This is a genomic window from Bradyrhizobium sp. AUGA SZCCT0176 (assembly GCF_018130145.1).
Classification (GTDB): Bacteria; Pseudomonadota; Alphaproteobacteria; order Rhizobiales; family Xanthobacteraceae; genus Bradyrhizobium.
This window is the reverse complement of record NZ_JAFCMB010000003.1, coordinates 276,056-302,508: the sequence shown is the minus strand read 5'-3', so window position 1 is coordinate 302,508 and position 26,453 is coordinate 276,056. Positions and strand designations below refer to the sequence as shown.

22 protein-coding genes and 1 pseudogene are annotated in these 26,453 nt (G+C 57.8%); 22 read left to right on the top strand and 1 reads right to left on the bottom strand.

Going from position 1 to position 26,453, the window contains the following annotated elements:
• Window positions 1–49: 49 nt before the first annotated feature.
• The 8 genes from JQ600_RS09660 (at window position 50) to JQ600_RS09625 (ending at window position 9,981) form a co-directional block, all read left to right on the top strand.
• Window positions 50–418, top strand: coding sequence for a nuclear transport factor 2 family protein (locus tag JQ600_RS09660; protein ID WP_212263025.1), 369 nt, complete (start codon window positions 50–52; stop codon window positions 416–418).
• Window positions 419–812: 394 nt separating this feature from the next.
• Window positions 813–1,748 (top strand): LysR family transcriptional regulator, encoded by a 936-nt coding sequence (locus JQ600_RS09655; protein WP_212263024.1) that lies wholly within the window; start codon window positions 813–815, stop codon window positions 1,746–1,748.
• A gap of 151 nt (window positions 1,749–1,899) precedes the next feature.
• Window positions 1,900–2,610 (top strand): SDR family NAD(P)-dependent oxidoreductase, encoded by a 711-nt coding sequence (locus tag JQ600_RS09650; protein WP_212263023.1) that lies wholly within the window; start codon window positions 1,900–1,902, stop codon window positions 2,608–2,610.
• Window positions 2,611–2,980: 370 nt separating this feature from the next.
• The gene (locus JQ600_RS09645; protein ID WP_249135780.1) at window positions 2,981–3,466 is read left to right on the top strand and encodes a cupin domain-containing protein; all 486 of its coding nucleotides are present in this window, start codon (window positions 2,981–2,983) and stop codon (window positions 3,464–3,466) included.
• Between the two features lie 111 nt (window positions 3,467–3,577).
• On the top strand, window positions 3,578–4,672 hold the full coding sequence (locus JQ600_RS09640) for a mandelate racemase/muconate lactonizing enzyme family protein (RefSeq protein ID WP_212263022.1): 1,095 nt from the start codon (window positions 3,578–3,580) through the stop codon (window positions 4,670–4,672).
• Between the two features lie 156 nt (window positions 4,673–4,828).
• Window positions 4,829–5,917 carry a TRAP transporter substrate-binding protein gene (locus JQ600_RS09635; RefSeq protein ID WP_212489840.1) on the top strand — a complete coding sequence of 363 codons (1,089 nt, stop codon included), beginning with the start codon at window positions 4,829–4,831 and terminating at the stop codon, window positions 5,915–5,917.
• A gap of 1,098 nt (window positions 5,918–7,015) precedes the next feature.
• Window positions 7,016–7,420 (top strand): helix-turn-helix domain-containing protein, encoded by a 405-nt coding sequence (locus JQ600_RS09630; RefSeq protein ID WP_212489839.1) that lies wholly within the window; start codon window positions 7,016–7,018, stop codon window positions 7,418–7,420.
• Between the two features lie 923 nt (window positions 7,421–8,343).
• Complete coding sequence (locus JQ600_RS09625) at window positions 8,344–9,981, top strand: HD domain-containing phosphohydrolase (protein WP_212489838.1); 1,638 nt, start codon at window positions 8,344–8,346, stop codon at window positions 9,979–9,981.
• A 467-nt stretch (window positions 9,982–10,448) separates the two neighbouring features.
• On the opposite strand, the gene JQ600_RS09620 is transcribed toward JQ600_RS09625, so the two are convergent.
• Entirely contained in the window at window positions 10,449–11,438 is a 990-nt protein-coding gene (locus JQ600_RS09620) for a nitronate monooxygenase family protein (RefSeq protein WP_212489837.1), read from the bottom strand.
• A gap of 120 nt (window positions 11,439–11,558) precedes the next feature.
• Here JQ600_RS09620 and JQ600_RS09615 point away from each other — a divergent pair, with 120 nt between their 5' ends.
• The 14 genes and pseudogenes from JQ600_RS09615 to JQ600_RS09550 all read left to right on the top strand — a co-directional run bounded on the left by JQ600_RS09615 (window position 11,559) and on the right by JQ600_RS09550 (window position 26,385).
• The gene (locus JQ600_RS09615; RefSeq protein ID WP_212489836.1) at window positions 11,559–12,482 is read left to right on the top strand and encodes a LysR family transcriptional regulator; all 924 of its coding nucleotides are present in this window, start codon (window positions 11,559–11,561) and stop codon (window positions 12,480–12,482) included.
• A gap of 385 nt (window positions 12,483–12,867) precedes the next feature.
• Window positions 12,868–13,101, top strand: a complete 234-nt coding sequence (locus tag JQ600_RS09610; RefSeq protein WP_212489835.1) for a 4-oxalocrotonate tautomerase family protein — start codon at window positions 12,868–12,870, stop codon at window positions 13,099–13,101.
• A gap of 82 nt (window positions 13,102–13,183) precedes the next feature.
• Window positions 13,184–13,444, top strand: a complete 261-nt coding sequence (locus JQ600_RS09605) for a hypothetical protein (RefSeq protein ID WP_212489834.1) — start codon at window positions 13,184–13,186, stop codon at window positions 13,442–13,444.
• A 441-nt stretch (window positions 13,445–13,885) separates the two neighbouring features.
• Window positions 13,886–14,077, top strand: a pseudogene (locus JQ600_RS37555) (sodium:solute symporter family transporter); the annotation flags it as partial.
• Window positions 14,078–14,720: 643 nt separating this feature from the next.
• Window positions 14,721–15,428, top strand: a complete 708-nt coding sequence (locus JQ600_RS09595) for an SDR family NAD(P)-dependent oxidoreductase (protein WP_212263016.1) — start codon at window positions 14,721–14,723, stop codon at window positions 15,426–15,428.
• Window positions 15,429–15,825: 397 nt separating this feature from the next.
• The gene (locus JQ600_RS09590) at window positions 15,826–16,458 is read left to right on the top strand and encodes a TetR/AcrR family transcriptional regulator (protein WP_249135779.1); all 633 of its coding nucleotides are present in this window, start codon (window positions 15,826–15,828) and stop codon (window positions 16,456–16,458) included.
• A 50-nt stretch (window positions 16,459–16,508) separates the two neighbouring features.
• On the top strand, window positions 16,509–17,006 hold the full coding sequence (locus tag JQ600_RS09585) for a (2Fe-2S)-binding protein (protein ID WP_212263015.1): 498 nt from the start codon (window positions 16,509–16,511) through the stop codon (window positions 17,004–17,006).
• Between the two features lie 105 nt (window positions 17,007–17,111).
• On the top strand, window positions 17,112–19,460 hold the full coding sequence (locus JQ600_RS09580; RefSeq protein WP_212263014.1) for a xanthine dehydrogenase family protein molybdopterin-binding subunit: 2,349 nt from the start codon (window positions 17,112–17,114) through the stop codon (window positions 19,458–19,460).
• A 59-nt stretch (window positions 19,461–19,519) separates the two neighbouring features.
• Window positions 19,520–20,320: a xanthine dehydrogenase family protein subunit M gene (locus JQ600_RS09575; RefSeq protein WP_212263013.1), complete on the top strand. Its 801-nt coding sequence runs from the start codon at window positions 19,520–19,522 to the stop codon at window positions 20,318–20,320.
• A 57-nt stretch (window positions 20,321–20,377) separates the two neighbouring features.
• Complete coding sequence (locus JQ600_RS09570; protein WP_212489833.1) at window positions 20,378–21,643, top strand: CaiB/BaiF CoA-transferase family protein; 1,266 nt, start codon at window positions 20,378–20,380, stop codon at window positions 21,641–21,643.
• 32 nt (window positions 21,644–21,675) lie between these two features.
• Entirely contained in the window at window positions 21,676–22,530 is an 855-nt protein-coding gene (locus JQ600_RS09565) for an enoyl-CoA hydratase (RefSeq protein WP_212489832.1), read from the top strand.
• Window positions 22,531–22,596: 66 nt separating this feature from the next.
• On the top strand, window positions 22,597–24,222 hold the full coding sequence (locus tag JQ600_RS09560; RefSeq protein WP_312017249.1) for a GMC family oxidoreductase N-terminal domain-containing protein: 1,626 nt from the start codon (window positions 22,597–22,599) through the stop codon (window positions 24,220–24,222).
• Window positions 24,223–24,323: 101 nt separating this feature from the next.
• Window positions 24,324–25,796 carry a PLP-dependent aminotransferase family protein gene (locus JQ600_RS09555; protein WP_212489830.1) on the top strand — a complete coding sequence of 491 codons (1,473 nt, stop codon included), beginning with the start codon at window positions 24,324–24,326 and terminating at the stop codon, window positions 25,794–25,796.
• Window positions 25,797–26,016: 220 nt separating this feature from the next.
• Window positions 26,017–26,385 (top strand): nuclear transport factor 2 family protein, encoded by a 369-nt coding sequence (locus tag JQ600_RS09550; RefSeq protein ID WP_212489829.1) that lies wholly within the window; start codon window positions 26,017–26,019, stop codon window positions 26,383–26,385.
• The last annotated feature ends 68 nt before the right edge of the window (window positions 26,386–26,453 follow it).

Here is a 26,453-nt window from a genome sequence, read left to right as displayed (position 1 = left end):
GCTTCTTCACCTTCGTCGCAGACGCAACGTATTGAATGGGCGAGCAGACATGATCGAAGATCACAGGAATATCGCCGCGCTTGTAGGCCGCTATTTTGATGGTTTGTTCCGAGGCGACGTTGAAATGCTGCGTTCGGTGTTTGACTCGCGTGCTGTCGTGGTAGGCGAAATCCATCAGCAACCCTATTACAAGACTGTCGAGGCCTATCTGGATGGCGTCGCTTCTCGCGAGTCCCCGGAAAAGCTCGGTGAGCGCGTCCAGATGGAGCTGATATCGCTGGATGTGGCCTCAAATATAGCGTCGGCTAAACTGCATGTCCGTATGCTGGGATTCAACTACTTCAATTTCCTTTCCTTCATTCGCCAAACCGGCGAATGGCGCGTGATTACGAAGAGCCTGACCCACGTCGAGGAATGATGGACAGGCCTGTCGCGAGAACGCTGCACCGGCAGCTTCTATCATGGTAGCGCAAAAAAGCCGGCGTAGGCCGGATTGCGGGAATGAGCTGGAGCCAATTGAAAGCCGGAATACGAGACTTTCTGGGCTAAAGCGGACCTCGCTATATGATGCCAGAATGGTTGTCTTTCCCCATGACCGCCGAATGGCGATCCTGACCCGGAGCGTGGACATCGCATATAGGTGCAGCAGCACCATGGGCTCTGACGGTAGTCTGGCTGGGCTGCGCAGGGCGAGGTAGGTCAGCCAAAAGGTGCCAACGTGAGCTTAGACTGAATTGACGGGCATCCATCCTTGCTCAGAACACCAAAATATCCGATGTATTATCGGTATTCCACGTTTTTGAAGAATGTGCATGGATCGCATTGAAGCAATGAAGGTGTTCGTGGCGGCCCTGGATGAGGGCAGCCTGGCTGGCGCGGGGCGCCGGCTCAGACGGTCGCCGGCTGCCGTCAGTCGCGCCATTGCCTTTCTGGAGCGTCATGTCGGGGCCGAACTTCTTCACCGCACCACCCGCACCATCAAGCTCAGCGACGCAGGCGAGCGCTATGCTTCGGCATGCCGGCGTGTCCTATTGGATCTCGAAGAGGCCGACCTTTGTGCTGCAAGTGAGCGCAGCGCCCCACGGGGGACACTGACCATCACTGCACCGCCAATCAGCGGTGAAGAAATCTTGCGACCGGTCATCGATGCCTACCTGGACGCCTATCCCGCCGTTTCAGTAAATCTCATCCTGCTCGACCGCTACTCCAATCTCGTCGAGGAAGGAATCGATATCGCCCTGCGCGTCGCAGAACTTCCCGACTCCTCGATGGTCGCCGTGCGTATTGGAGGAGATGTGAAGCGGGTCATCGTTGCCTCGCCGAGATATCTGGCCGAGCATCCCCGCATTGCGGAACCCGCCGACCTGCTAAAGCACCGCATCATCACCACAACGCATTTCGGGCATGACGCTTGGATCTTTCCGCCGGCCACCGGTAGCTCGATCGCCCGTTCAATTCACTTCAAACCGAGGCTTGTCGTTAACAGCGTTCGCGCTGCACTCGCATCGGCGGTCGACGGTCATGGCGTTACGCGGCTTTACACCTACCACGTAGCCGAGCGTGTGCAGGAGGGATCGCTAAAGATCGTGCTGCGTAATGCCGAAAATCTCCCGCTTCCGGTTCACCTGATCACTCCACAAGGCCGAATGTCAGTGCCAAAGGTTCGCGCCTTTGTGGACTTTGCAGTCCCGCGCCTGCGAGCCGAGTTCGCGAGGCTCTCTGCGGAGGCCGACGCTCTGAGGACGTGAGGGCTATCCTCAATTCTTCCGACTGCAGGAAGAGTACCTGCCGAACAGCGGCAATTCAGTTAGCACACCAAACCCCCTAAATGGTGAGACGGGTCCACACGACCGCCGGGACGCAATCGCGTCGTCCGGAGAAATCATAGGGCAAAAACACATGAGTAATGAGCAGAAGGTCGCCATCATAACTGGCGCATCGCAAGGTATCGGCGCCGGTCTGGTCAAAGCTTACCGCGATCGCAACTACCGAGTCGTGGCAACGTCCCGCTCAATTAAGCAGAGCGGCGACCCCGACATTCTTGCTGTGCCGGGCGATATTGGTGATCCTGCGACAGCTGATCGTGCCGTAAAGCAGGCCATCTCGCGGTTTGGGCGGCTTGATACGCTCGTGAACAATGCCGGCATTTTTATCGCCAAGCCCTTCACGGAGTACACAGCTGAGGACTTCGCGACGAAGATTGCGACCAATGTCGCGGGCTTCTTCCATATGACCCAGCGGGCTGCTGCCGAAATGTTGAAGCAGGGATCCGGACATATCGTCAGCATCACCACCAGCCTGACGGATCAGGCGATCTCCACTGTTCCCACTGTGCTGGCTAATCTGACGAAGGGCGGCATCAATTCGGCCACCAAGGCGCTCGCCATCGAATACGCATCCAAGGGAATTCGGGTGAACGCCGTTTCGCCTGGCGTAATCAAGACCCCGATGCATTCTCCGGACACCCACGAGTTTCTCTCCGGGCTCCATCCCGTCAAGCGCATGGGTGACGTTCGCGACATCATGGATGCGGTCCTCTACCTCGAGGCCGCAGGTTTCGTTACGGGCGAGATCCTTCACGTCGATGGTGGTCAAAGCGCCGGCCATTGAATGAGCCGGATTCAGTCTTGCGGAGAGGGCCGGCCCGAGAGGCGACGCGTCTCGAGTCCGGCCATCCGGCAGCGGCTCCTCGAGGAACGGAAGATCAAACAAATGAGCATTGTTCCATCACGGCTTTGCCAACGAGATTAGTGTGTCGGCCGTGACATGACACCGTTCCCATCTTGGCCGCCTCACCTTTGTGTCCGCTCGCATTGGTTTAGCGTTCGCACAAAAAAGACGCGTGATGATAATCCCAATAAACCATCGTTTCACGTTACTTGGCGGTAACCAGATTCTTTGCGGGCAGCGGGGTCGAAGCACGGTGGATAGCTACAAACGTGCTAGGGCTGCCACCATACACTTGAAGAGGAACCTTCATATGAAACGCGCAGTGGGTTTTGCATTATTCGCTCAAGCATTGATCTGTATTTCGTCGATCGCCCCAGTGCAGGCGCAGGGGATTTCTCCGAAGGAGTTCGACGCCGTGCTGTCGGAGAACATCCAGTGGAAGTCGTTCCCCGCGTTTCCCGAAACAGTGCGCCTTGCCATCGTCGTCGGAGACCCACAGAAGCCGGCTCCGTTCGTGGTTCGAGTGAAGGTACCGGCGGACGCTAAGATCATGCCGCACAGCCATCCCGAGGATCGCATCTACACCGTAATTTCTGGGGTGTTCTACATCGGCATCGGGGACAAATACGATCCCGCCGCCCTGAAAGCCTATGCTCCGGGCAGTGTCATTGTATTGCCGGGCAACACTCCGCATTTTCACTGGGCGAAATCCGGGGAGTATGTATCCCAGGTTAGCGCCATCGGGCCGCTGGGCCTCCACTACATCGATCCGGCGAACGATCCGCGTAAGAAATAGCTTCGCGCGCAACAGGCTCCGATGCCCGCAAACCTTCTTCACGCGCTGAAGTCGGTGCTGCTGACCCACGCCCTTTCCAAGCTGCTGCTCCACTTCTGAGAAGCCCTTTTCATGAAAATTAAAACGATCGAACCAATTGTGCTGAAGATTCCCTTCGATGCCGGAGCCTCCAGCCAAGGGTTTGGTGACAAGCCATGGACATCTTACGACATGCTGGTCGTAAGGATCGAAACCGACAACGGTCTGGTGGGATGGGGAGAAGCCTGGGGGTATGGGATCATTCCCGCTACCAGAACGACCATTGCCGACATCGTTAGTCCGCATCTGATCGGACGCGAGGTCGCGGGGTTTTCGGCGATGCTCGACGAGGTCCGCTACAAGCTTCATCTTTTCGGACGCAATGGCACGGTGAACTATTCTCTGGCGGGAATCGAAATCGCGTTGTGGGATATTTGGGGCAAGGCCAACAACCTTTCCATTCACGAGCTGCTCGGCGGCGCTCGACGTCTCGCATTCGAGGCCTACGCCAGCCTGTTGCCTTATCGCGGACCCGATATCGTTGCCGAAATCTCGGCCCGAGCCGTAGACAAGGGCTATGCGGCGGTCAAACTTCATGAGATCGAGATGGCGCCCATTCGTGCAGCGCGCGCGGCAATCGGCCCCGATGTTGCGCTCACCGTCGACACCAACTGTCCCTGGACACTCCAACAGGCCAAAGCCATGGCGCGGCAGATGGCCGATTGCAACATCATGTGGCTGGAGGAGCCGATTTGGCCGCCAGAAAATTTCTCCGCTCTTGCCGAACTCAATCGCGAATCCGGCATCGCGATCGCGGCGGGTGAAAACGTTGGATCGGTCCGCGAATTCTCGACGATGCTCTCAAAGGATGCGGTGAGCTACGTCCAGCCGAGCGTTACGAAGATCGGCGGCATCACCGAAATGCAGAAGGTCTTCGTGCTGGCAGATGCGCACAATGTAACGGTCGCGCCGCATTCCCCGTATTTCGGTCCAGGTTTCGCAGCCACCCTGCACCTTGCGGCAACACTTCCCTACGCAGTCCAGATAGAGCGGGTGTACGTGGATCTCGAGGCGTCGCCGTTCGCCGCGATGATCAACCTGAAGGATGGCAGGATCGCCGTGCCGCGGGGACCCGGGCTCGGGATCGAACCGGATATTGCCGTGCTCACCCGGTATCGCGTTGCCTAACCGACCTTCCGGCCAACGGCGTCGCCGCCGGCCCAGTCCCGACTACGAGTGCTCCGTCTATCCTGGGGCGCTGAACTGTACCAATCCGTTACGGTGGCTAGGCGCGACACATCGTTCGCGAAATCCCATCCGCATCCAAGCAGCAAGGAGCAGTTAATGAAGAGGCGCGATTTCTTCAAGGCGGCTAGTCTCGGCGTCGCGGCCGCAACCGTGAGCTCCCCAGCCTTGGCCCAGTCCACCCCCGAACTCAAATGGCGGCTGACCTCGAGCTTCCCGAAATCGCTCGACACCATCTTTGGTGCATCGGAAGTCTTCGTCAAAGCCGTTGCCGAAGCCACCGACAACAAATTCCAGATTCAGATATTCGCCGCCGGCGAAATCATTCCGGGCTTGCAGGCACTGGACGCAGTATCCAATGGCACCGTGGAGATGGCACACACCGCTACCTATTACTACATCGGTAAGGATCCGACTTTCGCATTCGGCACGTCGGTTCCGTTCGGACTAAACAGCCGCATGCAAACGGCGTGGCTCCAGGTTGGCGGCGGCTCCGAACTCTTCAACGAATTTTTGAAACCTTACAACGTAATTGCGCTCTTGGCTGGCAACACCGGCTGTCAGATGGGCGGCTGGTTCCGAAGGGAACTTAAGGAACCATCAGATTTGAGTGGGCTAAAGATGCGCATTGGCGGTTTTGCGGGGCGGGTCTTGACCAAACTTGGCGTCGTGCCCCAACAGCTGGCGGCCGGCGATATTTACCCATCGCTAGAGAAGGGGACCATCGACGCTGCGGAGTGGATCGGTCCCTACGACGATGAAAAGCTTGGTTTCCAGAAGGTCGCGAAGCATTACTATTTTCCCGGCTGGTGGGAGGGCGGGCCAGCGCTCCACAACCTCGTCAATCTTCAGAAATGGGATTCTCTGCCGGCAGGTTACCGATCGATCATCAAGTCGGCATCGTCGTTGGCGAATGAGACCATGCTGGCACGTTACGATGCTTACAATCCGCCCGCTCTGAAGCGATTGATTGCAAGCGGCACGCAGCTGCGCCCATTTCCACAGTCAATCATGGAGGCTTCATTGCGGGCCGCGAACGAGGTTTATACGGAAACGTCCGCCAGCAATCCGAACTTCAAGAAGCTTTACGAGCAAATGGCGATGTTTCGTAGCGATCAATATGCTTGGTGGCAGGTCGCCGAATCGAGCTTTGACGGCTTCCAGATCCGATCACGCACACGCAATTGATCACAAGTCCCAAGCCTACTTATGATCCGATCGGCAGAGTAGCCTGGCCTCACATTAAGACTAGGTTGCTCGTTGTACGACGACCGTCAATTGTTAGGATCCGAAATCGACCTTGGATGCCTCGATCTGCGGATTATCAAACCCGGCGTTCGTCGAAGTTCACCATGCTTGCATCGATTTAGCAGGTCAAAGAGTCTCGGTCACGCCTCAAGGTAATGATTTGCATGAACGAACGCTGGTCAACGAAGACCGAGTGCGCGATTTAACCAACGACTGAGGCCTCCATCGTCACGATCGAGAGCTGTATGCCTGTGATCTCGAAAGCTTCAAACCACCTGCCGGTCTAACTTGAGACACGGCTGGTGTTCAGAGTGATGCTCGCTCCTTGTCGAGCGCGTCACCCCCCCAAGCCAGAACAAACGCGAACCGCTAAGAGAAATCTTTGCGCGGTTCGAACAATTCTCGAAAAACGTCGTTCGGCGACGTTATCATCCTCGTCAGTCTACCTAGAGACGCGCGGATAACCCGTGGCGCTTACACAAGACAATCGCAGATCGTGTTGGCCGGCTGCGTGTCGTGTCCAAGCCGGCGGGACGCGAAGCAAGTCGACCGCAAGGCTTGTAGCCAGAAACGCGTAAGCAGCCTGTCAAACAGCATCTGCACGTTGAGTGCAAGTCTCTTCCCGTTGTCCATGACGCGCATAACCCTATCGATTTGTAATTCCATACAACTATTCAAACGGCTTGAGACGTTCGTGTCGCGCCCGCCTCAGACCACACTATCAGGAGCAGCATCTTCCCGAGAATGATTTACACCCTACCGGGCGACGGATGAAGGCTCGCCGCTCGGCAGACAGTGTTCCATGGAATGCAACATTGAGGCTCACATGCCGACCCGCGGCTCGGCCGCGCCCAACGCACCTTATTACGTCTCGCGCCACGGCTGGTGGACCTAGCACTTTCCGAGCCATATCGTCTCTGGCAATTCCACACGTCACGACCTGTCGATTGATTGGTAGAAAAATCGCTCTTGGAAATCCCATGACCTGGGGTTACATCGACTCTCAGGTTTCCATCTGGTTACCGGAAGAGGCCGACCATGGTGCTCAAAATGCGAAAGAACAGGACGCCGCCGCCGGCGCCATCCTGCGCGTTGACAGAATGCATGTCGCTGCTTCGTGGGGCCTGGACGCCGAATATCATCTGGCATTTGAGCGCTGGACCACGTCGGTTTGGCGAGTTGCGAACCGACCTTTCGTCGATTTCCGCGAAGGTGCTGAGCGGGCGCCTTCGCGATCTGGAAGCCGAACGCGTCGTCGTTCGAAGCGTGATGCCGACGTCGCCTCCTTCCGTCGAGTATGCGCTCACGGAGCTTGGCATGGAACTCGTAGCCGCAATCCAAGCGGTCGTCAAAGTCGCCGAAAAGCTAAAAAGCCAAGCTGCAAGCGCGGCCGAGACAGGAAGATTGACGGAAAGCGGCGCGCGAAGAAACAATGCGTTCTGATAAGGCCCTGGATTAGATTCCAGGTGCTCCTACCTCTTGAAGACTCGTCAAGAGGAGCGCGTCTCTAAGCCCAAAGTCGGTGTCTTCGTCGACATTGCCGATCCCTCGCTTCAAACTGGAGATGTTGAACAGTTCGATCGACGTGCGGAAGAGTACCTCCCGAAGGACGCCGGCGACGTGTTCTCCAAACACATAGCCGTCGCAACGAACAGTCTTGAGGTAAAGAGAGTCGCACGCGTAGTCGCGCCGCGGTTGTCGCAACCGGCGCATCGGTCGTGCGGCAGACCCTGTTCAGTAACATCGCCGTGTTCGGAAGAAACGTGCATCGTTCACGGTTGGAATTGTCTGCCTCAAAAAAAGAGCCGGGGTCACAGACCCCGGCAAGTCAAGGGAGGAAGTCGCCATTCCAGTGACCTATGGAGGTCACTTCCGCCGCTGAGAGTGCGGAATGTTGATCGCTAGTTCGGTTTCAGCTGTAAAAGCACGTGATTGCATTCAGCCGTCGCGATTGTGATTTACGCCTTTAGCTGAGTGCATAGAGCGGCCATAGAGCCGGTCGGTACGAAATCGATGGTACCAGATCGTTGAACGACAGCGAGGCACCGCTCTGATCAGCTGTTCGAGCAATCCTCGTTCTTGCCGTCCGACTGGAGCCCTGACCGTTAGATTCGTAGCGAGCTGTGTCGTTGATGCCGGTTGGCTCCCGCAATTCTCGTCCCTTACGTCGGGTCGGGCTCTGGTTACCGGCAGGAAACGTCATTTCTCAAAGGATCGTGGACCATCACGTTGGCAAGATGGTCCCGTGGCCATACGTTCGAGATACCACCTCGATAATGGGAAGTATCTGGATCGACGACTGCGCCCCAAGCCCGGGCGCTGATGCGCAGAGGGCTAAGCCAAGTCCGACGTCGGTGACCTTCGCGATGTCGACGATGGTCCTCGCACTGGCTGTTGGAGATCCTTTGAACTCAAACGCCAACGACGGCGCCGCAACGCACGTTTCTCAAGGAGAAAATTATGTCGTATGTGAACATCAACGAGACGCGGGAAGGAGCGGCGCCAGGCAATACAGCCACCAAGCGTTGTTGATTGGATTGAATACAGCCTCTTCGATCCGCGTATTCGACGTTGTAAGGGCGCTGTCTTTTGTGGGCGACCTTAGCATGGGGCAGCCCATCGATCACTCGATACGCGCGGCGTGGATTTCTGACCAGATCGCCGTCTCCGAAAAGTGCAGCACTGCCGAACGCAGAGCGGTTCGGCAAGCAGCGCTACTTCGGTGGTCGGGTTGCACAGCAACAGCCAACGGATTTGCAGCGCTCTTCGGGGACGACGTGTCCGGGCGGGAGGCCATGCTTTCGGCTCGGCCCGAATGGTCTGCGCTCGTCCAAGAGAAGGGTGGCATGGACAGAACCATGGTTCCGCTTGCACAGATTCATTGCGAAGTCTCGAGAGAGGTTGCGCGAATGCTGAACCTTGACGAGGCGACAGAACAAACACTTTTCCATCTCTGGGAAGCTTATGATGGGAGTGGAATGCCTAACCGTCTGGAGGCAGAGCGTATTCCGCCGTCAGTATTCATGGTCTCGTTAGCTGGGGATCTGGAAATCTTCAGCCGAGTATATGGCATCGATCGAGCGTTACAAATGATTGCCCGCCGAGCTGGCGTAAACTACCCGCTCGCGCTTGTTCGCAACGTTACGATGAACGCGGAGCGTTGGTTGACCGCGATTAAGCAAGAACCAAGCGCTAAACTACATGACATGTTGCTAACGGAAGAAATGAAAAAAGCGACAAGCGTCGAGTTGGTGGCCGATATTATTGACCTCAAACTTCCCTGGATGACAGGCTTTTCAAGACGGGTGGCGAACGCAGCGGCCGATTGTTCCGTGCGGCTCGGATTGGCCCCCGACAAAGTAGCCAACGTATACCACGCGGGCCTGATCCATGGGATAGGTCGCGCCTCGACGCCAAACGATATCTGGAATGTGCCGGGACCGCTGTCGGAAGCCGCGTGGGAGAAGGTCCGTCTTGCTCCGTATTGGACGCTGCGCGCTGGCAAGCAGATTGATAGGCTTAACCGGGCAGCGGAGATTGCCTCGTTTACCTATGAGCGTGCCGACGGCTCGGGATATTTTCGCGGGAGCGCTCGCCAATCGATTCCCGTGGAGGGCCACATTGTAGCGGTCGCAGCGGCTTGGGTCGCGCTTCGTTCCGACCGACCATGGCGAGCCGCAATATCGGCTGAATCGGCATCCGCGCACATTAGAGGCGAAGCGCAGCTTGGACGCTTTGATCCAGAGATTAGTCAACTTGTTACCGAAAGTCTAAACCCAAGGAGCACGGCAGGCCAACGGAAAGGGCACCGTGCATCTCTCTCCAAACGTGAGTTAGAGGTGCTGCGTCACGTCAGTTATGGAGCGAGCAATAAAGAGACGGCGCGGGTGCTTGGGCTAAGTCCGAGCACCGTGCGTACTCACGTGGAGAGCATCTTCAGGAAGTTGGACTGTTCAACGCGCGCGGCCGCAACTCTCAAGGCTTCAACGTTAGGGCTTTTGTAATCGTTCTGGCAGGCAGGCCGCGGAAGAACGGCAGACAACCAGCCGAACTAGTTCAGGGAAGAGAGGGTCATCAGGATATTGCGCAAGTAAGAAAAGAAGATCGTGCCGCAATCGCGTAATAAAACGAGATCAGCAGCGCAGACGCAGGCGAGTGCTCTGGACAAGGGCGCCGATGTCGCTATCAAAGTCCCACTCACGACGGAGCGCTCCGGATGGGTTTGTCCACCTTGCAACAGGCGTCTTCGAGAGCACAATCATTGGGGTTCGTTCTTTTGAACGGGATGCTTTCGGCGAGGCTGCGATCACCTCGGCGGTTGTCAGGATGGAGCGGGCGAAGGTTAGGCCGTTCCCCAAAGGCATTCGAGGGACCCATAAAACGCACGCCGCCGCATAGCTGCGGCGGCGTGGGAGATCTGTCATCAATGGCGGCCTCGGCGGCGTCCAGGCTCCCCTGTAAGGTCTCCTCGTCAGGCAGCGACGACTAAAGAGCCTGGCGAATAGCGGGAGAGCGCGAACTCGGCCTCGGCTGCAATGCGCTTCACCAATTCTCCGGCTCGTGGGATGTCCTGGATCAGTCCGATTGATTCCCCGACGGTTACGTTCGCCGTATCGTAGTCGCCTGCTTCCCAAGCGGTTTCGACTCTAGCGAGTTCTTCGTTTTTCATCGCTTCGAGTTCCGCCTCCCGTCCGTGCCATTTCTCGATGAATTCATTGCGGAGAAGGCGGCCGGTGTATCCGGATGGCCATTCTCGCCGTCGCACGATGTCGTAGACGCTCGTGCGAACGGTTTCGTCGCCCGAGGCAGCGACCACTTTAGCCTTTGCCTTCGGATGTATCAGGGCCTCCTGGGTCGCCCAGAACCGGCTACCCATCAGCACACCGTCTGCTCCTAGCATCAGCGCCGCGGCCAAGCCGCGTCCGTCCGAGATGCCACCAGCGGCGGCAACCATGACTTTGGGTGCGCGACTCGCAAGTGCATCAACGACCGTGGGTACGAACGGCATCGTCGATCTTGCAATCATTCCATGGCCACCTGCTTCCGTTCCTTGTGCAACGACCACGTCCGCGCCGACCTCGGCAGCTCGAAGGGCCTGATCCAAGTTGTGCACTTGGCAGATTAGGGGAACGCCGGCGTCCTTGATCCGTCGCGCGAACGGCGCGGGATCGGCAAAGGACAACATCATCGCGCGCGGGTGTTGTTCGAGGGCGACATCCAGGAGACCTGGATCTTTCGCCAGCGCCCATGTGATGAACCCCGCGCCGATATCCTTCCGTCGGACCTTGGCGGATTCACGCGTAAACTGCTCACGCTCCGCATATCCACCGCCTAGCAGGCCTAATGCGCCGGCTTCGGTTACGGCTTCGGCGAGCTCGGCGCCCGCTGCCGGCGTCATTGGAGCAAGGATGATCGGATGCTCGATGGCAAAGAACTCTGTAAGCCTTGTCTGAATGCTCATTTATCTTCTCTTTCGAAAATGGCGGTGACCGCGCCTCAGGATGCGCAATCGTAGAAGGTGAATTGACAGCGAAAAAGTGATAAGATTAGATGATCTTCATCTGAATTGGAGATGACCAAAATGGATAGCACCGATTTGGCTTTCTTTTCAGCGGTGGCGGTGGCTGGTGGGATAGGGCGGGCCGCATCCGAGCTGAACACGGTGCAGTCCAACGTCACTTCCCATATCCGGGCCCTGGAGATGAAACTCGGCGTTCGGCTTTTCTACCGCTCCAAGAAGGGCGTCGTGTTGACGTCCGTCGGCAACACGCTTTTGCCATACGCAACAAGGATAGCGGATCTTCTCACCGAGGCGAGGAAGGCCGTTACCGAAGCCGGGCCACGGGGTGATCTCCGGATAGGATCGATGGAAACCACGGCAGCTTTGCGCTTGCCGCCGATCCTGAGGAGCTACGCTGCCCAGTATCCGGATGTTGATATTAAGATCGAGACCGGGCCCACGTCAGCATTGATTGACCTGGTGCTGGCGCGAAAGCTCGACGGTGCGTTCGTTTGTGGCCCCCTTGTCCATGAGGATATTGTCTCGATTCCGATATTGGAGGAAGAACTCGTCCTTGTAACGCCGCCTTCTGTTCAAACGCGCCTTCAGCTCAAGAAATATCTATCGCAAACGGCCGGGCGAAAGGTCATTGTCTTCCGCGCCGGATGTTCGTATCGCCGCCGGATCCAGGAACTTCTTGCTCAGCATGGAACTGTCGATATCAGGTGGATGGAGATGGGGACTCTGGACGGCATCATCGGCTGCGTTGCAGCGTCACTTGGAATTTCGCTTCTTCCCAGGGCCGTCATCAAATCCTTTGCTGAGGCGGGCCAGGTACGCGGGCACGCCCTTCGCGGAGAATCCGGAAAGGCCATGACGGTTTTCATCCACCGTCGCGATGCATTCGTATCGTCCGCGCTGCAATGCTTCATGGAGCGAGCGTTGCAACTGTCTCTATCGCCAGGAAGCGAGACAGCCTCGCTAAGAAAAGCAAGCAAAGCTTGATCGGGACGGGCGCGAATCCTTAGCTGTCCACCCCGGACACGCGAGCATCCGCGTTGGATAGCGACCAGCCGCGTCCTGCAAATTCCCTTCATCGCCGGGCACGCTAATCATGCCTCACCGCGAATCGCCGCGTTGCGAATCCTCCGGCCGCGTCGACTTGTGCTTCGCAGGCACGCGCCGGCATCTACGAGCGCCATTCTTCCGTCTACAGGAAGAGTGACTTCCTAACGGCAGACATTTTGGCCTTCGTGTCTTGGTGTTACGTTGCAGTTGTTGGCTTCAGGCAAGCCTCCGGCAGCACCTGCGAGCTGGAACAAACGTTACGCAGTGTGTGCGCAGGTATTTGGACAGTGATTCAAAGCGCCGGTCATGAAGGAGCGCCCCAATGCCGATCGTCACAATCCGAGTTACGCGGGAGGGGTCTGGTGCCGGACGTGACCGAGTAACGGCCGAGGAAAAGGCCGCTCTGATCGCTGGAGCAAGTAACCTCCTGCTTGACGTTCTTCACAAGCCCCTCGAATCGACGTTCGTCATTGTCGAAGAAGTCGAATTGGAGAACTGGGGCTGGGGCGGATTGCCTGCACCCGAATATCGCCGGCGGGCAGCGGCAAAAAAGTAGCCAGGCGCTTTGCAGCAGTTGCTGCCAAGCGAGCGCAAGCTACTTACCTGAGTACTCGTTCCAAGGATCGATCAAGGCGAAATTGCGCATCGGCAATGACGAAAGGGCCGCGCGCGTCTCGGTTTTCTATGCGACGTGTCTGATCGGGCAGTTCTTTGCGGTCTTGTTCATTATTGCGTGTGGGAGCATCGCGCTCCTGCGGCAAGGACGGATCACCGATGCCGGTCCTTCACACACGAAGGATCAGCTGGTCGAACGTTTCAAGGAACGCGGCCGACCTCTTCCTCCGTCTCTTATGGAAATGCCCGCACATGGTGAGGGCGTGGACGAATGGACGAATTGATGTCAGCTCAGGTGGAAGACGCGTTGTTTGTTCTGAGCATCGGGCTTGGTATTATCTGCTCGTTGTTCGTGATCGTGATGCTGCTCTGCACATAATCATCACGAAGCAGGTCGCGTGATGTGGGGAAATCCCGACTCGACATTGACGGGCGTCATGGGGACTCACATCGTCGTTGACGATCCACATGGCAATTGCGTCCCGTCCCCGCCCGCACAACTGATCGACGTCCGCACCAGTGATTTGATTGTGAAGCGCGAACCTATTCGTCGCAATGTCGCATCAAGGTGAAACATCTTCACACGGTTTGCGTCCGTGATCCTGAATGTTGTGCGGGCCTTGATGCGTGGTGGTTACGCGTCCGGGGACGAAGAGGAGAACGCGCAGCATGATTGAGATGGGCCCACAGGTGGCGATCCAGCCTATGCTACCACCAGCGGTGCGCTCTATGGCGGAAATAACCTAGCACCGATCCATCTAGCGAGGGCCGTCGGCGGAAGCATTTTGGCCGGCTTTATCTCGGCTGTTGCATTCGCCACCATCCTGGCAGTTGCATCCGGATTGGTTATAGCGGGTGCCTCGTCGGCCACTAGTGATCTCGTCGCCGGCCTGGTCGGCAACTCAACGAGGGCATGAGACTTCACGTCTCGCGAATCGCTGCGATGGCGTTGGGCCTGCTCGGAATAATGCTTGCACTCGCGTTCGAAGGACAAAATGTCGCCTAATTCCTTGCGCTCGCCACGGCCATCGCAGTCAGCTCGAACTTTCCCCAGTTGGTATTGGCTATTTACTGGGACGGGCTCACGACACGTGGCGCGATCGTCGGAGGCGCGTTCGGCCTGATTTCTTCCGTTGCTTTGACTGCGACGGGGTCAACAATTTGGTCCAAAGTGTTGAACTTGGGTCCTGCGATTTTTACGACTCGCCGGCACTCTTCACGGTCCCCCTCACGCTCGCCGTCTGCTGGGTAGTTTCTAGGTCGAAGAGCGAAACCAAGTCTGGCGAGTCGTCTAACGTCCACGGATACACGAACAAGTTCTTCCCCAGCCTGCAGCCGTTAGCTCCGCGCTTCGCTGGAGCTTGGAACGCCCTCCTCAAGTCACATTCATCTCGCCCTGGCAAGCGGCGCCCCATCCGATTGGACCAGCATTCATCCGCGTTGCGAAAGAGTGTCTCCCGGCCGGCGGCTATTGTCGGTGGACCTGACCGCGTCTACGCCGGCCTACATGGGTAGCGGGTAAACAGACGCAATCCCGAGGAGCGGAATGACGGGGTGCCGATGGCCGAAGACAAAGTTATCATCGTAACCGGCGCGTCGCAGGGCATCGGCGCCGAGGTGGTCAAGGAATTTCGCAGGAAGGGCTATCGCGTCGTTGCCACGTCACGATCGATAAAGCCTTCGGGGGATCCGGACGTGCTTACAATAATCGGTGACATCGCCGATCCGAAAACCGCGGACCTGGTCGTCGCAGAAGCCGTTGCCAAGTTTGGCCGGATCGACACGCTCGTGAACAACGCCGGTGTTTTCGTTGCAAGGCCTTTCACCGACTACTCGGCCGAAGATTACAACCGGGTGCTTGGTACTAACCTCGCGGGTTTCTTCTATCTCACTCAGCGGGCGATCGAGCATATGCTGAAGCGAGGCAGTGGCCACGTTGTCAACATCACGGCTAGTCTCGCCGACCAACCCAGTTCGAAGCTACCCGCTGTTCTTGCAGCCTTGACAAAGGGCGGATTGAACTACGCGACCACCTCTCTTGCGATTGAATACGCATCGAGAGGTATTCGGGTGAATGCGGTCGCCCCGGGAGTTATCAAGACACCGATGCATCCCGAAGAGAGACACGCGTTGCTCGCCACACTGCACCCGGTCGGCAGGATAGGGGACGTGTCGGACATTGCGGGAGCGATCATGTATCTCGAAACAGCTCCGTTCGTAACGGGGGAGATACTGCACGTAGACGGCGGGCGGAACGTAGGCTTCTGAACATTTCGCTGAATCCGGCTCGGACCATCCTGCGTTCAGGGCCTCCTTCGGCAAAGCTCGCTGCGGCGTAAAGGTTGAGATGTGTGCGTCTAACTAGCTGCTTTCCGCTTCGACAGTTTTTCGGCGCTGCGGGGGACCAAATTCGCCGATCTCCTGTGGTCATGTTTTCCGCAAGTCTTTAGTAGGAGTCGCACAAGTGGCGATGATGGTTCGGCAACCAATCAATTCGTATCGAGTGTCGCGGACGCGCTTCCAGCGGCTTCGATGCATGATAGTCTCGCCGCAAGGCACCGTAGGTTCCGCCACAGGCCGCTTTCCGCGCCGACGGTCATCTCGCTATAGCGGACCGAAATCACCCGGGCTTGCATTTTCTAGCCGATCGGTCTATGAAATCATCATGACGACTTCTCAGCCTATTCGCCGTCGGGGCCGCCCTCCAAAAGTCGGAGCGGGTTACAGCGCCACGCGTGATGCCTTGATGCGCGCCGGAGTGATCGCATTAACGGAAAAGGGCTTCTCTGCTACTGGTATCGAGGAGATACTCCAGAGCGTCGCGGTACCGAAGGGGTCATTCTACCATTACTTCGGATCCAAGGAGATCTTCGGCGCGGAGCTTATTCGCTCCTATGCAGAGTACTTCGCGCGCAGGCTGGATCGGTTCCTGCTTAACGGCAAGAGCCGTCCGCTGCAGCGTCTTCGGGATTTTACTGCCGAATCAAAGGCTGGAATGAAGCGATATTCCTTCACGCGCGGCTGTCTGGTCGGCAATTTGGGACAAGAGATGGGGGCTCTACCCGAGAACTACCGTCGGCAACTTACCGCGGTCTTCGAGGACTGGCAGAACCGTACAGCGACATGCTTGCGCGAAGCTCAAGAGCAGGGTGAGATTGCATCGCACTTGGACTGCGATCAGTTGGCTTCGTTTTTCTGGATCGGGTGGGAAGGTGCCGTGCTCCGTTCGAAACTCGAACGCAGCGTACTTCCTTTGACAATTTTTTCCGATGGGTTCTTCCAGATGCTTCGGAAGTAGTTTTTTTTGCACGTTAGTAGACGATCGGTCTAATAAAAGGGAGCGGGAGGATGACTATAGTGACCAGGAAAGTCAGCTTGACGGTCAACGGCAAGGCAGTGTCAGCCGACGTTGAAGATAGGACGCTGCTGGTTCATCTCCTCCGAGATAACCTTGGGCTTACGGGTACCCACGTCGGGTGTGACACCAGCCAGTGCGGCGCATGCACCGTACACATTGACGGGCGGGCCGTAAAATCCTGCACCGTGCTTGTCGGTCAGGCTGATGGCTCGAACGTCACAACCATCGAAGGGCTTGCCGGGCACAACGAACTTCATCCGATGCAGGCCGCGTTTCGGGACAACCATGGTTTGCAATGCGGGTATTGCACGCCCGGCATGATCATGGCTGCAGTGGATATGGTGCGTCGGCATGGCGGTAAGCTGGATGAAGCCACCGTGCGGCAGGAGCTTGAGGGCAACATCTGCCGCTGCACAGGATATCACAACATCGTCAAGTCAGTGCTCGACGCCGCCGGCCGCATGGAAATGGCAAGCGCCGCCGAATGATGGTCGGCGTCATACGCAACTTGAAGCTCAACCAATAGCCGGCGCGCCTCGTGAACGCTCAATGATTGGGCAGCCTCGCAAGCCGGCACGACAAGGAGAAACGCGATGAAAGCGGATGGAATCGGCGCACGGCTCGCACGAAAGGAAGACAAGCGCTTCATCACAGGCAAGGGCCGTTATGTCGACGACGTACGGGTGCATGGCATGACTTATGCGCACTTCGTTCGCAGCCCGCACGCGCACGCAAGGGTGAAAGGCATCGATATTTCCGAAGCAATGGGTCGGCCCGGTGTACTTGCCGTGCTCACTGGCAGGGAATTGGTCGATGACAAGATCGGCAACCTCATCTGCGGCTGGATGGTCCACTCAAAGGACGGTTCGCCAATGAAAATGGGAGCTTGGCCGGCAATGGCGCCGGAGACAGTGCGGTTCGTCGGCCAAGCGGTAGCCGTTGTAATCGGCGAGACGCGCAATCAGGCCCGTGACGGAGCGGAAGCCGTCATCGTCGACTATGAAGTGCTTCCTGCCGCTGCAGACATCAAGGCGGCGATCGCGCCGGGCGCGCCACAGCTCCATCCCGAAGCGGCGGGCAACGCCGTCTTCAATTGGTCGATCGGCGATGACAAGGCGGTTGACGCGGCGATGTCGAAGGCGGCCCACAAGGTCACGTTCGAACTTGAGAACAACCGTCTGATTCCCAATGCCATGGAGCCGCGTGCAGCGCTGGCCGAATACAACGAGGCAGAAGAGCACTTCACGCTGCACACGACCTCTCAGAACCCGCATGTCGCCCGCCTCGTGCTTTCGGCGTTCTACAACATCGCTCAGGAGCACAAACTGCGCGTAATCGCCCCGGATGTCGGCGGCGGCTTCGGCTCCAAAATCTTCATCTATCCGGAAGAAATGGTGGCTCTCTGGGCATCGAAGAAGGTTGGTCGGCCGGTTAAATGGACTTCGGACCGCACCGAGGCTTTTCTCACGGATGCGCATGGCCGCGACCACCTAACCAAGGCGACGATGGCCTTCGACGCGAATCACAAGATCTTGGCGCTGCGCGTCGACACACACGCCAATTTTGGCGCCTACATGTCACTCTTCTCATCCTCGGTGCCGACGTATCTTTACGCCACCCTTCTGTCTGGCCAGTACAACATCCCGAATATCTACGCGGAAGTAACGGGCGTCTACACCAACACCGCACCAATCGATGCTTATCGCGGAGCAGGGCGGCCCGAGGCGAGCTATTTGCTAGAGCGTCTAATTGAAACTGCCGCACGCACGTTCAAGGTCGATCCGGCGGAACTGCGCCGAAAGAACTTCATCACCTCGTTCCCGCACCAGACACCGGTGATCATGGCATATGACATCGGCGATTTTAATGCCTCGCTCGATGCCGCGCTGAAGGAGATCGATTACGCCGGATTCCCTGCGCGCAAGGAGAAGGCGAAGAAGGAAGGCAAGCTCCGCGGTATCGGCTTCTCTTGCTACATCGAGGCCTGCGGCATCGCACCGTCAAAAGCGGTCGGCAGTCTTGGCGCTGGCGTCGGTCTGTGGGAGAGCGCGGAGGTCAGGGTCAATCCGGTTGGCACCATCGAAGTCCTCACGGGCTCGCACAGCCACGGCCAGGGCCACGAAACGACCTTCGCGCAGGTTGTCGCGGATCGCCTCGGTATCCCTGCCAACCAGATCCAGATCGTGCACGGCGACACCGACAAGGTGCAGTTCGGGATGGGAACCTATGGTTCGCGATCGGGTGCAGTAGGAATATCCGCGATCGTGAAAGCGATGGAGAAAGTCGAGGCCAAGGCAAAGAAGATCGCGGCACATCAGCTCGAGGCCTCGGAGAGCGACATCGTAATCGAGAACGGCACATTCAAGGTGACGGGTACCGACAGATTGATGCCGCTCGCGAGCGTGGCGCTGGCGGCTTACACGGGCCACAACCTGCCGGACGGTATGGAACCTGGCCTGAAGGAAGGCGCATTTTACGACCCTACCAACTTCACCTTTCCGTCAGGCACCTATGTTTGCGAAGTCGACGTGGACGCAGCCACGGGCAAAACCAGCTTCGTGGATTTCGTTGCCGTGGACGACTTCGGTCGCTTGATCAATCCCATGATCGTCGAGGGCCAGGTGCACGGTGGTCTTGTTCAGGGCATCGGTCAGGCGCTGCTTGAGAGGGCCGTATACGACAACAGTGGTCAGCTCGTCACCGCTTCCTACATGGACTACGCGATGCCGCGTGCAGAGGACGTTCCTTCGTTCAAGCTGCAGCACACAACGACACTGTGCCCAGGCAATCCGCTCGGAATCAAGGGATGCGGTGAAGCCGGTGCTATCGGCGCGCCCGCCGCGGTGATCAACGCCATCACCGATGCTATCGGCAACAACAGCCTCGAAATGCCGGCGACCCCAGATCGCGTGTGGCATGCAATCCAAAGCGGCCGCGCATGAAGTCCGTGCGTGGTTACGGTCAGACTGCCCCCCAGCACGAACACTTTTAAGGAGAGGTCATGTACGAGACCATTTATCATCGTCCATCGAGCATTGATGAGGCGGCCGCGCTCTTCGCGAAGAATGAAGATGGAAAGTATCTTGCCGGGGGGCATACGTTGATCCCCGTCATGAAATCGAGGCTGGCTGCGCCGTCGAACGTGATCGACATCGGCCGCATTCCGGCGTTGATCGGCATCGAAGCCGCCGGCGGCACACTTATGATCAAGGCTGCAACCACCTACTACGACATCATGAGCAGCACGCAGGTGAAGCAGTCGATACCCGCGATCGCCCGCCTCACCTCCATGCTCGGCGATCCGCAGGTGCGCGCACGCGGTACCATCGGGGGCTCGATCGCCAACAACGATCCTGCGGCGGACTTTCCGGCAGCCGTGCTGGCGCTCGGCGCCACAATCAGGACGAACAAGCGAGACATCGCTGCTGATGACTTCTTCAAGGGGATTTTCACCACCGCCCTGCAGGACGGCGAGTTGATCACGGCAGTGTTGTTCCCGCTTGCCGCCAAGGCCGGGTATTCGAAGTTTCGTCATCCCGCGTCTCGTTTTGCACTAACGGGCGTCTTCGTGGCGCAGTCCAAGGGTGGCGACGTCCGAGCTGTCGCCACCGGAGCATCGCAGAGCGGCGTGATGCGGGTCGGCGAGATCGAGAAGGCGCTAAAAGCAAATTGGTCCGCCGCAGCATTGGACAGCGTCAAAATCTCACCGGATGGCCTTCTCGAGGACATTCACGGCACAGCCGAGTACCGCGCCAACTTGGTCAAGGTAATGGCTCAGCGTGCAGTCGAATCTGCCGAATAGCGTACTCAGGTAGGGTAAAGAACCTGGCGTGGGACGAGAACACTTCGGAGCGAAATCATGCACGTCTCGAATTCTGAATCTCTCAAGAAAGGTCCACTCGAAGGGATCACGGTGCTCGACTTTTCCCGCGTGCTCGCCGGTCCGTATTGCACGATGGTTCTCGCAGATCTCGGCGCCCGGGTCATAAAAGTCGAAAAATTCGGCACTGGGGACGATACGCGCGCATTCGGTCCCTTTGTTGACGGCGAATCCGCATACTTCCTGTGCTTCAATAGGGGCAAGGAAAGTATCGTCCTCGACATTAAATCTCCCCGCGACAGGGATCTTCTAGAGCAGCTCCTCGACGAAGTGGATGTGCTTGTGGAGAATTTCCGACCGGGAGTCATGGATCGCTTGGGATACGGCGCGAACCGCCTCGCCAAAACGCACCCTCATCTCGTTTATGCGTCGATTTCTGGATTCGGTCATACCGGTCCTTTCAGCGATTTACCCGGGTACGACATGGTCGTCCAGGCGATGGGAGGAGTGATGAGCCTCACCGGATGGCCCGACGGTCCACCGGCGCGTGTCGGTACCAGTTTCGGCGACCTGGGTGCTGCGCTGTTTGCCACGATAGGCATCATTGCATCACTCTACCGCCGTACCCAAAACGCTCAAGGAACGCGGGTTGATATCGGCATGCTCGATTGTCAAGCGGCCCTGATGGAGACTGCGCTCGCGAGGTTCGATGTCGAGGGTGTGGTGCCAACCCGCACGGGCGATAGTCACCCATCACTTGCGCCGTTCGAAAGTTTCGCCGCCAAGGACGCTCGGTTCATTATCGCGGCCGGTAACGACACGTTGTTCATGCTAATGGCCGACGCACTCGGTAGGCCGAAGCTCGCGCTCGATCCTCTATTCGTGAGCAATGATCTTCGCTGCAGAAACCGGCCGTCTCTGATTGATGCCATCGAAGCGATCACGAAAACACAGCCCATGGACTATTGGATCGAACGTCTTAACGAGGCTGGCGTCCCGTGTTCGCCGATAAACACCATCGATAAACTGTTCGATCACCCGCAGCTCAAGGCCCGCAACATGATCATCAAGGTCAAGGGCGAGGGGGAGCGCACAATCCGAACTGCGGGTAGCCCGATCCGCATCGGAGGGTATCCTGAGAACGATGTCACGTCGGCCGCCTTGGCCCCGGGCCTGAACCAACATCGAGAATCCATCCTGAGAAAATTGGTGACAGGCCGTGCGGGCTATTCGACGGCCTCCGTTGAGGAAGTGCCGGTTACCGGTTCTGAGCTGTCGGATCCGATGCTCAGCGCTGCCGAGTGAACAAGACGAGAATGAAAAGAAGGAAACGGCAAATGACCAGCACTCTCGCATCCATTTCTGGCGGCGACGCAGCACTTCTTCCGCCGGTCGAACCGGCGCTTCTTGCCAAGCTGCCCGAGCCGCAGACCATCGTCGTCGAGCGTCGAGAGCGCGTCGGATTGATAACGCTAAACCGGCCCAAAAGTCTGAACGCTCTCAATAGTCAGTTGGCGGTCGAAGTGCTGACGACCTTGAAGACCTTCGATACCGACGATCATATCGGCGCAATCGTCATAACGGGTAGTTCGCGGGCGTTCGCAGCCGGCGCAGATATTGCCGAGATGGCGGAGAAGTCGTTCGGAAGCTTCTACATGCGCGATTTTCTAGCGTCCTGGGACGAGGTTAGCTCTATTTCGAAGCCGATCATCGCAGCGGTAAGCGGGTTTGCTCTGGGGGGTGGTTGCGAACTGGCCCTGCTCTGTGACTTTATCATAGCATCCGAAGATGCTCAGTTTGGTCAACCTGAGATCAAGCTCGGTATATTGCCCGGTATCGGGGGCTCGCAACGGCTGGCCCGCTCTGTCGGAAAAGCACTGGCGATGGATTTGGTGCTAACAGGCCGCACCATCGGGGCCGTCGAAGCCAAGGCTGCCGGAATGGTTGCGCGGGTAGTGCCCGGTCCGGATTTGCTGCAGACCGCTCTAGAAGCCGCGCATACGATTGCCGGCTACAACGCGCCGGCGGTCAAGATGGCCAAAGAGGCAGTCAACCGAGCGTTCGAGGGATCCCTTTCAGAGGGCCTTCGACATGAACGTCTCCTGTTCCAGGCGGCATTCGCGACGGAAGGCCAAAAGGAAGGCATGAATGCCTTCGTGAACAAGCGAGCTCCGGTTTTCCGGCATCGGTGATTTCCATGCAAAATGTCCGTCGCCATCGAGTGGCATGGTCGCGGACGCCGACCTAAGGAGAACGATGTGGCTGTCACCGTGCTTAGCGATAGCAGTGACTACATAATTGTCGGCGCGGGAACGGCCGGGTGCATCCTGGCTAATAGGCTCTCAGAGAATCCTGCCAACCGCGTCTTCGTGCTCGAAGCGGGCGGCAATGACAACTGGATATGGTTTCACATTCCGGTGGGATACCTCTTTGCGATCGGCAATCCTAGGTCAGACTGGATGTTCAGGACCGAAGCCGAACCTGGGCTCAATGGACGCTCCTTGAATTATCCGAGGGGCAAAGTGATCGGTGGCTCGTCCGCGATCAACGCAATGATTTCAATGCGTGGCCAGGCTGCCGATTATGACCATTGGCGACAACTTGGACTGCAGGGGTGGGGCTGGAGGGACGTACTCCCGGCGTTCAGAGCGCTGGAAGACCATTTCCTCGGAGAGAGTGAGCATCATGGAACGGGCGGCGGGTGGCGCGTCGAGGCTCCCCGCCTTTCATGGAAGATCCTCGACTCCATCGGCGACGCGGCAGTCCAGATGGGCATCGAGAAAATCCCGGATTTCAACACAGGCGACAACGAAGGCGTCGGCTACTTTCACGTGAATCAAAAACGAGGCCGTCGGTGGTCCTCAGCTCGCGGGTTTCTAAAACCTGCCATGAAGCGGCCCAACCTGCATGTTGAGACTCGAGTACTGGTGGATCGCCTCGTCATTGAAGACGGACGGGCTGTCGGCGTGAGATTCATCAAAGACGGAAAGTCGTTCGAAGTACGGACGCGGGGCGAAGTGATTCTCAGTGCCGGCTCGATCGGATCGCCTGCCATTTTGCAGCGTTCCGGAATCGGTCCTGCCGATTGGCTAAAACCGCTGGGCATAGAAGTCGTCTTGGATCGGCGAGGCGTGGGGCGCAATCTGCAGGATCATCTGCAGCAGCGCGCCATCTACAAGGTTCAGGGGGTCAAGACGCTCAACGAGACTTATTACTCGTTGCCCCGGCGGGGCCTGATGGCTGTCGACTATGCGTTGCGCAGGCGGGGCCCCTTGACCATGGCGCCCTCGCAGCTCGGTATATTTACCCGTTCGGATCCCGGACGTGAGCGCGCCAACATTCAATTTCATGCCCAACCGCTGTCGCTCGACAAATTCGGCGAACCGCTGCACCGCTTTCCGGCGGTTACTGTGAGCGCCTGCAATCTACGCCCATCATCGCGGGGGATCGTGCACCTACGATCCGCCGAGCCAGATCAAGCGCCTCTTATAGCGCCGAATTACCTTTCAACCGACGACGATCGCAAGGTGGCAGCTGACGCAATTCGGGTCACCCGCCGCTTGATGGCGCAAGCAGCCTTGGAGCCATATCGACCGGATGAGTACCTCCCTGGAAAATCGGTCGGAGACGACGATACCTCGCTGGCCCAGGCCGCCGGGGAGATCGGGACGACGATCTTCCACCCGGTGGGGACCGCCAAGATGGGATTGGCCAGCGATTCCTTGGCAGTCGTCGACGAGCGCCTGCGACTCCATGGTATCGTCGGGCTGCGGGTGATCGACGCGTCCGTGATGCCGACCATAACGTCGGGGAATACGAACACTCCGACGGCCATGATCGCAGAAATGGGTTCGAGAATGCTGCTCGAGGATTCGCGGAGGTAAGCCAGGCGGCCTATCTTACCCCTGACACGCGTTGGTATGGCTTTTGCAAACCGGAATATGGAGTAGTCGGACTGACACTATCGTCTAAAAGGGAGGATCACATGCAGATTTCCTTGGATATCGACCCGAATACGGGGGTCTCCTTGCAAGCCCAACTCATCGAGCAGATCAAAGCGTCGATCATGAGTGGGCGCTTCAGACCCGGCGAGCGGCTGCCTGGCACCCGCGCACTAAGCGAACAGATCGGTATCTCCAGGAACACCGTTCTTCTCTCTTACGAGAGTCTTGTCGCGCAAGGCTACGTGGAAACCAGGGAGGGGGCCGGAACATACGTCAGCCAAGTCTCGCCAGAGCAGCATCAGTTCGTAGGTGAGGCCAAGGTTAGCGGTTCGGCGAAACGCTCGGTCGCGCTACGCGCTCGGGTGATGACAGCACACGCCTCCGCCAGGTCCGAGATCGTGTCGCCAAGGTTCGATTTTGAGCTTGAAAGCAACGATCCAGATCTGTTTCCGCGCAATGTATGGCGACGCCTCACGACCCGTCACATGCAATCTTCTCACTTCAACCTGACGGACAACGGGGCGCCCAACGGATCACGTCATTTGCGCGAAGTCCTGTCCCGCTACCTAGCGGCATCTCGCGGCATCATGGCGAGCCCGGATCAGATCGTTATTGTTACGGGAATTCAACAGGCCCTTAACATTGTCGCGCGACTTTGTGTGCAGGATGGTACGCCTGTTGTGATGGAGGCGCCCGGATGCAGCTCAACGGCGGATTTGTTCAAGAGCTACGGCGGAAAGATTCATCCAGCGACGGTCGATCATGAGGGGCTCATTGTAGAATACTTGCCTCAAGTTGAGGGTGGGGTCGCCTTCGTTACACCTGCAAGACAGTTTCCGATGGGTGGAGCATTGCCGAATCATCGGCGGATTGCGCTCGTCGAATGGGCAGCCAAGTTTGGAGCATATGTTCTCGAAGCCGATTTCGACAGCGATTTTCGATACGAGGGGTCGCCTCAACCAGCCCTTCAAACATTGGATAAGAACGAACGTGTAATCTACGCGGGATCTTTCGCCACGTCGATCGGTCCTGGTCTGCGGATCGGCTACATGGTGCTGCCGCCGAACCTGGTCGACGCGGCTATACAGTCCGTATCCCTCCTAGACTACGGATTTCCCTGTTATGGTGTGCCGTGGCTCGATCAAGCAGTGCTGACCGATTTCATCGGAAGCGGAGGCTTCGACAACCATCTCCGATGTTTGCGTCGCGCATATCTGGAACGCCGGGACTGTCTCGCAGATCAACTTCGGCGACATTTCGGTCGGCCGGATCTTAGGGGCATGAACTCGGGGACACATATCGTATGGCGGATCCCCGACGAGTTTCCCCATGCAGCGGAACTGCAGGAGAGAGCGCTCAGAAATCGAGTGGCAATCTACACCCTCAAAGACCGGACGATCGCGGATGCGGACTATCTGGATGATTGGGACAGGTACGTTCTACTCGGCTTTGCCTCCATGAAGCCCGCGGCCATCGGCCCTGCCGTGCAGTTGATCGCAGAAAGTTGTGGGTGAGGCGAGCGCGGGTGCGATCATCCGATGGCAGAACCGGCACCATCACTAAGCTGGTGACCGGTTCTCGGTTAGTCCGGCAGCTTGCGGTATCTGGAGTCCCGCTCCGGGGTCTCCTGCTTCATGGAGGCCGCAAGCTCGGTAAGGCCCGCATCGATGTATTCGGTCGTCCTTTGCAGCTTGCCGATTGTCGCCGGAGACGAGCTGCATACGGAGTTCAAAGGTGACCGCCAATCAGATCTCGGACTACAAAGCTATCGGCCAAACCGTTCAGCACTACCTGGATGGAGCCAAGAACGGAAAGGGCGCGCTGATGAAGCCTGCCTTTCACAAGGATGCGGCGATTTACGGCTACGTCGGTCCTGATCTCTGGGCGGGACCGATCCAGACCCTGTTTGACTGGACCGACAAAACAGGCCCAGCACCTGACATCGTGGGCAAGGTCGTCACCATCGACATTGCCGGAACGATCGCCTCCGTGCGTGTGGAGTCAGAGAACTGGGCCGGTTATCGGTTCTCTGACTTCTTCACTGTTCTAAAGGTCGACGGCGAGTGGAAGATCATCAACAAGGTCTTCCATCTCCACGCCTGATCTGGCCCGCCATTGTTTCCTCCCTCGGGCGACTGGCCAGTACTTGCGCTGGACTTGACGGGTACCCC

Coding starts and splice junctions, on each gene's coding strand:
- JQ600_RS09660 (WP_212263025.1), top strand. CDS start 50: ATGATCGAAGATCACAGGAATATCGCCGCGCTTGTAGGCCGCTATTTT.
- JQ600_RS09655 (WP_212263024.1), top strand. CDS start 813: ATGGATCGCATTGAAGCAATGAAGGTGTTCGTGGCGGCCCTGGATGAG.
- JQ600_RS09650 (WP_212263023.1), top strand. CDS start 1,900: ATGAGTAATGAGCAGAAGGTCGCCATCATAACTGGCGCATCGCAAGGT.
- JQ600_RS09645 (WP_249135780.1), top strand. CDS start 2,981: ATGAAACGCGCAGTGGGTTTTGCATTATTCGCTCAAGCATTGATCTGT.
- JQ600_RS09640 (WP_212263022.1), top strand. CDS start 3,578: ATGAAAATTAAAACGATCGAACCAATTGTGCTGAAGATTCCCTTCGAT.
- JQ600_RS09635 (WP_212489840.1), top strand. CDS start 4,829: ATGAAGAGGCGCGATTTCTTCAAGGCGGCTAGTCTCGGCGTCGCGGCC.
- JQ600_RS09630 (WP_212489839.1), top strand. CDS start 7,016: ATGGTGCTCAAAATGCGAAAGAACAGGACGCCGCCGCCGGCGCCATCC.
- JQ600_RS09625 (WP_212489838.1), top strand. CDS start 8,344: ATGTCGACGATGGTCCTCGCACTGGCTGTTGGAGATCCTTTGAACTCA.
- JQ600_RS09620 (WP_212489837.1), bottom strand. CDS start 11,438: ATGAGCATTCAGACAAGGCTTACAGAGTTCTTTGCCATCGAGCATCCG.
- JQ600_RS09615 (WP_212489836.1), top strand. CDS start 11,559: ATGGATAGCACCGATTTGGCTTTCTTTTCAGCGGTGGCGGTGGCTGGT.
- JQ600_RS09610 (WP_212489835.1), top strand. CDS start 12,868: ATGCCGATCGTCACAATCCGAGTTACGCGGGAGGGGTCTGGTGCCGGA.
- JQ600_RS09595 (WP_212263016.1), top strand. CDS start 14,721: ATGGCCGAAGACAAAGTTATCATCGTAACCGGCGCGTCGCAGGGCATC.
- JQ600_RS09590 (WP_249135779.1), top strand. CDS start 15,826: ATGACGACTTCTCAGCCTATTCGCCGTCGGGGCCGCCCTCCAAAAGTC.
- JQ600_RS09585 (WP_212263015.1), top strand. CDS start 16,509: ATGACTATAGTGACCAGGAAAGTCAGCTTGACGGTCAACGGCAAGGCA.
- JQ600_RS09580 (WP_212263014.1), top strand. CDS start 17,112: ATGAAAGCGGATGGAATCGGCGCACGGCTCGCACGAAAGGAAGACAAG.
- JQ600_RS09575 (WP_212263013.1), top strand. CDS start 19,520: ATGTACGAGACCATTTATCATCGTCCATCGAGCATTGATGAGGCGGCC.
- JQ600_RS09570 (WP_212489833.1), top strand. CDS start 20,378: ATGCACGTCTCGAATTCTGAATCTCTCAAGAAAGGTCCACTCGAAGGG.
- JQ600_RS09565 (WP_212489832.1), top strand. CDS start 21,676: ATGACCAGCACTCTCGCATCCATTTCTGGCGGCGACGCAGCACTTCTT.
- JQ600_RS09555 (WP_212489830.1), top strand. CDS start 24,324: ATGCAGATTTCCTTGGATATCGACCCGAATACGGGGGTCTCCTTGCAA.